The sequence below is a fragment of the Streptomyces sp. SID1328 genome (assembly GCF_009865595.1).
In the GTDB taxonomy this organism is placed as follows: Bacteria; Actinomycetota; Actinomycetes; order Streptomycetales; family Streptomycetaceae; genus Streptomyces; species Streptomyces griseoluteus.
Window position 1 is genome coordinate 1 of record NZ_WWKH01000070.1, and the last position, 8055, is coordinate 8055.

Here is an 8055-nt window from a genome sequence, read left to right on the forward strand (position 1 = left end):
CGCCGAGGCGGCACCCTGCACCTGATCCTGCTCGACGTGTCCGCCGACACAGCCCGGCGCGGCCAGCGCGAGCGCGGCCGGGGCGTCTCGCGGTTCGCCTTCCACCGCCACCGCGGCACCACCGCCCGGCTGCTGGACGCCGTCGAGCGCGGCGAGAGCCCCGCCGGCTGCGGCTCGGTCGTCCTGCTGGACCGTGCCTCGGCGGACGGCCTGAAGCGGATCGAGTTCGCCACGTGAGCACCCGCATCCGTACCGGATAGCCTTCTGCACCACAGCATGACTCCCAGCAGGCGGTAGGCACATGGACTTCCCGGCGGACCTTCCCGCGGACTTCCCGGCACAGGCGCACCCCCACCCGCACGGCGGTTGGCCCGGCAACGAACTGGAGGAGGTCCTCTCCGCCTCCCTCGGCATACCCGCGGCCGGCGCCCGCGTCATCGAGGTGCTGGCCCGAAGCTTCGTCTGGATACCCCTGCCGAACGGCGGTGGCCCGCACAGCGGCCCGCTGGACCTGCCCACCGTCGAGATCGACGGCCAGGTGTACGTCCCGGTGTTCAGCTCCGAGGAGCAGTTCCGGCAGTCGCCCGGCGGACACCTCCCGCACACCGTCGCCCCCGCCGTGGAGTTCGCGCGGGGTCTGCCGCCGCAGGCGGGCGTCGTCATCAACCCCGGCGGCGTGGTCGGACTCCCGCTGCCCCCCGACGCGGTGGCCGCGCTGTGCCGGGCCGGGGGGTCCCCGCTGGACGGGCCGGCCTCCGGCGGCCGGGTACGGCTCTTCGAGCCCGACTGGCAGGACGACCCGGTGGACTTCCTGGCCGCCGCCTCCGCCGAGTTCGCCGCGACCGGCGTGGTCGTCAGCGCCCGGCGCTGCCTCGCCGTCATCGAGACGGCCGACCCGGTGCTCTTCGTCGGCGTCGAACTCGCCCACTGGGAGGGCGACGCGCGGGCGCTCCCGCTGGACGCCCTCGGCAAGGCACTCGGCCGCGCCCCGGCCCCCTGGCCCGTCAACCTGGTCCTCCTGGACGCCACCCAGGACCCGGTGGCCGACTGGCTGAGGACGAACGTGCGCCCCTTCTACCAGTTCGGCAACTGAGGCATCAGGGCTCGCGGGGCCCGCGCCGGTGGGCGCTTAAGCTGTCCCCACACGCGGGGAACTTGCAATGAAGGGGCGGTAGGACAGGTGAGCGCGAGCCCAAGCGGCAGCGTCGAGCACATGCTGCGCCAGGTCACTCCCGGACGCTACGACGCCTACGAGGCACTGCTCCGCGCCCTCGCCACCCCTTCGTCCGGCCAGATCTGGATGCTGCTGTGGCAGGGCCAGGCCGGCTCCCCGGACGCCCAGTACGGCAACATGGAGGTCGGCGGTTTCGGTTACGCCCCCTGCGTGACCTCCGCCCAGGAACTCTCCGCCAGTGGCTGGAGCCGGTCCTACGAGGTGGTCGACAGCCTCGACGTCGCCCGCACCCTCTACCCGGAGCACTACGGCCTCTGGCTCAACCCGCACGCCCCCGGCGGCGGCGTCGGCATCCCCTGGCTGGACCTGCGCCGCATCGCCACGGGCCTGGACCGCCAGCCGGCCGGCCCCCTGCGGCTGTCCGAACCGGCCATCGAGGTACCGCAGTTCTACGCCCTCCTCGCGCAGAACGCCCACCGCACCCCGGCCCTGCGCTCCCTGCGCCGCGCCTGGGTCCAGCCCGCTCTCGGCGCCCCCTACCTCGCCCTCGGCCTTGACGTGTACGAGTCGACCCCGGCCGCGGTCGACTCCGTCCGCGCGATGATGCAGCAGTCGGTCGGCGCGGTCCCCGAGGGCCTGCCGGTCTCCACGGTCGCCATGACCGACGACTTCGACCCCGTCGTGCTCTGGATGCGTGCCAACTCCCGGCCGTTCTACGACCGCGAGGCCCACGGGGCGGTCGCGCCGGTGGGCGGGGCGTACTAGCTCCCTTTTCCTTTCCACTCTTTGCCTTTTCCTGGTAATTCCGCGTTCCGGAATCCCGAATTTCACGGGCCCCTCCGGCATTTCCGCACGCCGTCGAGCCGACGCCTGAGGCCGGCCCGGTGATCCGGAAGATCTGTGTGGACTGAGTGTTCGTCACGCCCTGTTCCGGGTAGGTCACGTGGAGGTCCGGTGTTGCGGTGGTGTGAACTCCCCTGCCATTAGGACGTGTTCAGCCGCACATGGCTGTGAATGACGGTCTTCGCTCATGTCGTCCCGAATTCACCTGTGTCCTACCGCTGTTACCCGTCGTTCGGATATCGGAACGTGCCAGCTTGCATCACGTTTAGGCATCCATTCCCCGTCAAGTCTGGCAACGGATCACCCAGCCGTTGAAGACTCCCGGTCCAGGGGTGTTCACCCCCGTGTACGACAGTCTTCGAAGCCGCTCGCGCGGCAAGTGTGGGCCGGCTCAGGCCGGTTGAGAGGGGTCCCTGTCAGAATGACGGCACCATTGCACGAGCCGACCGCTGACGCGGCCCCGAACGCGCACGAGGAAGCGGAGGTGGCGAGCGCCAAGGCGAAGGACGTCCAGGGACGTTCGCTGGGGCGCATCGCCTGGGAGCGGCTGAAGCGGGACAAGCTCGCCCTGACCGGCGGCACCGTCGTCGTCCTGCTCATCGTGATCGCCCTGCTGGCGCCGGTGCTCACCCACTTGATCGGGCAGGACCCGGACGCCTACCACGAGAACCTGATCGACCCGCTGTTCGGCACCCCCAAGGGTTCCCTCGGCGGTCTCGGCGGCGATCACCTGCTGGGCGTCGAGCCGGTCAACGGCCGCGACATCCTCGCCCGCATCCTCTACGGCGCGCAGATCTCGCTCCTGGTCGGCTTCCTGTCGGCCGTGGTGGCCGTCGCCCTCGGCACCGTGCTCGGCATCCTCGCCGGGTTCTTCGGCGGCTGGGTCGACTCCGTGATCAGCCGGGTGATGGACGGACTGCTGGCCTTCCCGCAGCTCCTGTTCATCATCGCGCTCGTCTCCGTGATGCCCAACTCCATGCTGGGGCTCAGCGGTTCGGCCGTACGTGTCTTCGTGATGATCCTGGTCATCGGCTTCTTCGGCTGGCCGTACATCGGCCGCGTGGTGCGCGGCCAGACCCTCTCGCTGCGTGAGCGCGAGTACGTCGACGCGGCCCGCTCGCTGGGCGCCGGACGGTTCTACATCCTGTTCAAGGAGCTGCTGCCCAACCTGGTCGCGCCGATCATCGTCTACTCCACGATGATGATCCCGACCAACATCCTCACCGAGGCGGCCCTGAGCTTCCTGGGCGTGGGCGTCAAGCCGCCCACCGCCTCCTGGGGTCAGATGCTCTCGAACGCGATCGACTACTACGACTCGGACCCCATGTACATGGTGGTCCCCGGTGTGGCGATCTTCATCACCGTTCTTGCCTTCAACCTGTTCGGCGACGGCGTCCGGGATGCCCTGGACCCCAAGGCTTCCCGCTGACCACGCCGTACCCCCAAGCGACCCGTGGAACCAGCACGGGGTCTCTCATCAATTCCGGAGGAACCGAGATCGTGACTACCCAGCGCACCTCAGGGCGGGCCAAGCGGACCGCGGCCGCTGCCGCCGTGGTCGCCGCACTGCTGACCACGGCCGCGTGCGGCGGCGGCGACGACGGCGGTTCGAAGAACGGTGCGGCCGGCTTCGACGCGGCCAACAACAAGGTCGCCCAGGCGTCCGAGGCCAAGAAGGGCGGCACCCTGCGCTTCGGGTCCGTCCAGGACGCCGACTCGTGGGACACCACCCGTGGCTACTACGGCTTCATGTGGAACTTCTCCCGCTACTACAGCCGCCAGCTCGTCACCAACAAGACCGCGGCCGGCGCCGCGGGGGCCGAGATCACCCCGGACCTCGCCACCGGTGTCGCCAAGGTGACCGACGACGGCAAGACCTACACGTACACCCTGCGTGACGGTGTGACGTGGGAGGACGGCAAGCCGATCACGTCGAAGGACGTCAAGTACGGCATCGAGCGCGTGTGGGCGCAGGACGTGCTGTCCGGCGGTCCGACCTACCTGAAGGAGGTCCTGGACCCCAAGGGTGAGTACAAGGGCCCCTACAAGGACAAGGCCAAGGACCACCTGGGTCTGAAGTCCATCGAGACCCCGGACGACAAGACCATCGTCTTCCACCTCCCGCAGGCCAACTCGGACTTCGAGGAGATGCTGGCGCTGACCTCGGGTTCCCCGGTCCGCCAGGACAAGGACACCAAGTCCAAGTACGGTCTGCACCCGTTCTCCTCGGGCCCGTACAAGTTCGCGTCCTACAGCCCCGGCAAGGACCTCAAGCTGGTCCGCAACGCCAACTGGAAGGCGTCCTCGGACCCGGTCCGCAAGGCGTACCCGGACGCGATCACCATCAAGTTCTTCTCCAACGCCAATGACCTGGACCAGCGTCTGATCAACGGCGACCTGGACATCGACCTGGCCCAGACCGGCATGTCGCCCCAGGGCCGCACGGTCGCCCTCAAGAAGCACAAGGGCAACCTGGACAACCCGGTCTCCGGTTACGTCCGTTACGCCGTCTTCCCGCAGAGCGTGAAGCCGTTCGACAACGAGCACTGCCGCAAGGCCGTGATCTACGGCGCCGACCACGTCTCGCTCCAGACCGCCCGTGGCGGCCCGGTCGCCGGCGGCGACATCGGCACCAACATGCTCCCGCCGTCGGTCCCCGGCGCCGAGGGCCAGAAGTACGACCCGTACGGGATCGCCGGGGCCAACAAGTCCGGCAACGTCGCCAAGGCCAAGGAAGAGCTGAAGGCCTGCGGCAAGCCGAACGGCTTCAGCACCACCATCGCGGTGCGCAACAACAAGCCCGTCGAGGTGGCCACCGCCCAGTCGATGCAGGCGGCGCTGAAGAAGATCGGCGTCAACGTCCAGATCGACCAGTACGACGGTGCCCAGACCCCCGGCATCATCGGCAGCCCCTCGAACGTGAAGAAGAAGGGCTACGGCATCATCATCATGGGCTGGGGCCCGGACTTCCCGTCCGTGCAGGGCTACGGTCTCCCGCTGTGGAACAGCAAGTACATCCTCGAGAGCGGCAACAACAACTACGCGCTCATCAAGGACAAGAAGATCGACGGTCTCTTCACCGACTACGTCAAGACGCTGGACGACGCCGGCAAGACCAAGATCGCCACTGAGATCAACCACAAGGTCATGGAGGGCGCGTACTACCTGCCCTTCACCTTCGAGAAGTTCCTGAACTGGCGCTCGGACCGCGTCGCGAACATCTACACGTCGAACGGCTACAGCGGCATGTACGACTTCGTCAACCTCGGTCTGAAGTCCTCGAAGTAACCCCGGCACACCCGCCGAACGGCACGAAAGGCAGGTGAAGGCCGGCGCGGCGAGACCGTGAACCGCCGGATGATCTCCGGCGGTTCACGGTCCGCGGCGGGCCGTAAGCTGTGCTCGCTTACCTCATCAGGCGGCTCTTCGCCGCCGCAGTGATGCTCGTGGTCATCGTCATGGTGGTCTTCGGCATCTTCTTCCTCGTCCCCAAGTGGGCGGGGGTCGACGTCGCCACGAGTTTCGTGGGCAAGCAGGCCGACCCCGCGGCAGTCGAGGCGATCCGGGAGAAGCTCGGTCTGAGCGACCCGATCTTCCAGCAGGTGTGGGAGTTCTTCAAGGGCATCTTCGTGGGCCGCACGTACGCGGCCGGCGGCGATGTCACCCACTGTGCTGCGCCGTGCTTCGGTTACTCGTTCCGCAGCGAACAGGCCATCTGGCCGGTGCTGACGGACCGTTTCCCGGTCACGCTGTCCCTCGCGCTCGGCGCGGCGGTCCTGTGGCTGGTCTTCGGTGTCGCGGCGGGTGTCCTCTCCGCGCTCAAGCGGGGCACCCTGTGGGACCGCACCGCGATGGTGGTGGCGCTGGGCGGTGTCTCGCTCCCCATCTACTTCACCGGTCTGCTCTCCCTGGCGATCTTCTCCTACGGGCTCGGTCTCATCGACGCGCAGTACGTGCCCCTGGAGGACAGCTTCAGCGGCTGGTTCGGCGGCATGATCCTGCCCTGGATCACCCTGGCCTTCCTGTACGCGGCGATGTACGCCCGGATCACCCGCGCCACCATGCTGGAGATCCTCGGCGAGGACTACATCCGCACCGCGCGTGCCAAGGGCCTCAAGGAGCAGACGGTCATCGGCAAGCACGCCATGCGCTCCACGATGACCCCCATCCTGACCATGCTCGGCATGGACCTCGGCGCCCTCATCGGCGGCGCGATCCTGACCGAGACGACGTTCAGCCTGCCCGGCCTCGGCCAGGCCGTCCTCAACGCCATCAAGAATCAGGACCTGCCCGTCATCCTGGGCGTCACCCTGATCACCTCGGTGGCGGTGCTGATAGCCAACCTCCTGGTGGACATCCTGTACGCCGTGATCGACCCGCGCGTGAGGCTCTCATGACCGAACTCAGCAAGACCGGAGCCGCGGTGGGCGAGCCCACCGACCCCAGGACCGCCGGCAAGGCGTTCCTGGACGTGCGCGACCTGAAGGTGCACTTTCCGACCGACGACGGCCTGGTCAAGTCCGTCGACGGACTGACCTTCACGCTGGAGAAGGGCAAGACCCTCGGCATCGTGGGTGAGTCCGGCTCCGGCAAGTCGGTCACCTCGCTCGGCATCATGGGTCTGCACACGGCCGGCCAGTACGGCAAGCAGAAGGCCCGCATCTCCGGCGAGATCTGGCTGAACGGCACCGAGCTGCTGTCGGCCGACCCCGACCAGGTGCGCCGGATGCGCGGCCGCGAGATGGCGATGATCTTCCAGGACCCGCTGTCCGCGCTGCACCCGTACTACACGATCGGCCAGCAGATCGTGGAGGCGTACCGCATCCACCACAAGGTCGACAAGAAGACCGCGCGCAAGCGCGCGATCGAGATGCTCGACCGGGTGGGCATCCCGCAGCCGGACAAGCGGGTGGACAGCTACCCGCACGAGTTCTCCGGCGGTATGCGCCAGCGCGCCATGATCGCCATGTCGCTGGTGAACAACCCCGAGCTGCTCATCGCCGACGAGCCGACGACCGCCCTGGACGTGACCGTCCAGGCGCAGATCCTCGACCTCATCCGCGACCTCCAGAAGGAGTTCGGCTCCGCGGTCATCGTCATCACCCACGACCTGGGCGTCGTCGCCGAACTCGCCGACGACATCCTGGTGATGTACGGCGGCCGCTGTGTCGAGCGGGGCCCGGCGGAGAAGGTGTTCTACGAGCCCCGGCACCCCTACACCTGGGGCCTGCTCGGTTCCATGCCGCGGCTCGACCGCGAGCAGCAGGACCGCCTGATCCCGGTGAAGGGCTCCCCGCCCTCCCTGATCAACATCCCGTCCGGCTGCGCCTTCAACCCGCGCTGCCCGTACGCCGACCTCCCCAAGGACAACGTGACCCGCACGGTCCGCCCCGAGCTGACCCAGGTCGGCAGCACGCACTGGGCCGCCTGCCACATGAGCACGGAGCAGCGGGAGCGGATCTGGACCGAAGAGATTGCGCCGAAGCTGTGAGCGACGAGAAAGCAGTGACGATCCCCGCGCAGGCCAAGAGCGCCGACAGCGCGGACGGCGAGATCCTGCTGAAGGTCAGCGGCCTGAAGAGGCACTTCCCCATCAAGAAGGGGCTGCTCCAGCGCCAGGTCGGCGCGGTGCACGCGGTCGACGGCATCGACTTCGAGGTGCGCGCCGGTGAAACCCTGGGCGTCGTGGGCGAGTCGGGCTGCGGCAAGTCCACGATGGGCCGTCTGATCACCCGCCTGGACGAGCCGACCGCGGGCACCATCGAGTTCGAGGGCAAGGACATCACGCACCTCGGGGTCTCGGGCATGCGCCCGATGCGCCGCGACGTGCAGATGGTCTTCCAGGACCCGTACTCCTCGCTGAACCCCCGGCACACCATCGGCACCATCATCGGGGCCCCCTTCCGGCTCCAGGGTGTCGAGCCCGAGGGCGGCATCAAGAAGGAAGTCCAGCGGCTGCTGTCGGTCGTGGGTCTCAACCCCGAGCACTACAACCGCTACCCCCACGAGTTCTCCGGCGGCCAGCGCCAGCGCATCGG

7 protein-coding genes and 1 pseudogene are annotated in these 8055 nt (G+C 68.3%); all 8 read left to right on the top strand.

The window, feature by feature from the left end; all coding sequences use genetic code 11:
* Positions 1–237: pseudogene (locus tag GT030_RS02150) on the top strand (ATP-binding protein); the annotation flags it as partial.
* A gap of 64 nt (positions 238–301) precedes the next feature.
* Positions 302–1093 carry an enhanced serine sensitivity protein SseB gene (locus GT030_RS02155; RefSeq protein ID WP_161199554.1) on the top strand — a complete coding sequence of 264 codons (792 nt, stop codon included), beginning with the start codon at positions 302–304 and terminating at the stop codon, positions 1091–1093.
* Between the two features lie 87 nt (positions 1094–1180).
* Positions 1181–1939, top strand: a complete 759-nt coding sequence (locus tag GT030_RS02160; protein WP_161199555.1) for an enhanced serine sensitivity protein SseB C-terminal domain-containing protein — start codon at positions 1181–1183, stop codon at positions 1937–1939.
* A gap of 499 nt (positions 1940–2438) precedes the next feature.
* On the top strand, positions 2439–3446 hold the full coding sequence (locus GT030_RS02165; RefSeq protein ID WP_135789920.1) for an ABC transporter permease: 1008 nt from the start codon (positions 2439–2441) through the stop codon (positions 3444–3446).
* A 71-nt stretch (positions 3447–3517) separates the two neighbouring features.
* Positions 3518–5305, top strand: coding sequence for an ABC transporter substrate-binding protein (locus tag GT030_RS02170; RefSeq protein WP_161199556.1), 1788 nt, complete (start codon positions 3518–3520; stop codon positions 5303–5305).
* A 110-nt stretch (positions 5306–5415) separates the two neighbouring features.
* Positions 5416–6414 (top strand): ABC transporter permease, encoded by a 999-nt coding sequence (locus GT030_RS02175; RefSeq protein WP_135789922.1) that lies wholly within the window; start codon positions 5416–5418, stop codon positions 6412–6414.
* Positions 6411–7508, top strand: coding sequence for an ABC transporter ATP-binding protein (locus GT030_RS02180; protein ID WP_161199557.1), 1098 nt, complete (start codon positions 6411–6413; stop codon positions 7506–7508). Before GT030_RS02175 ends, GT030_RS02180 begins: the two co-directional genes overlap by 4 nt.
* A partial coding sequence (locus tag GT030_RS02185; protein ID WP_161199558.1) for a dipeptide/oligopeptide/nickel ABC transporter ATP-binding protein occupies positions 7505–8055 on the top strand: 551 nt, incomplete at its 3' end. The genes GT030_RS02180 and GT030_RS02185, both read left to right, overlap by 4 nt.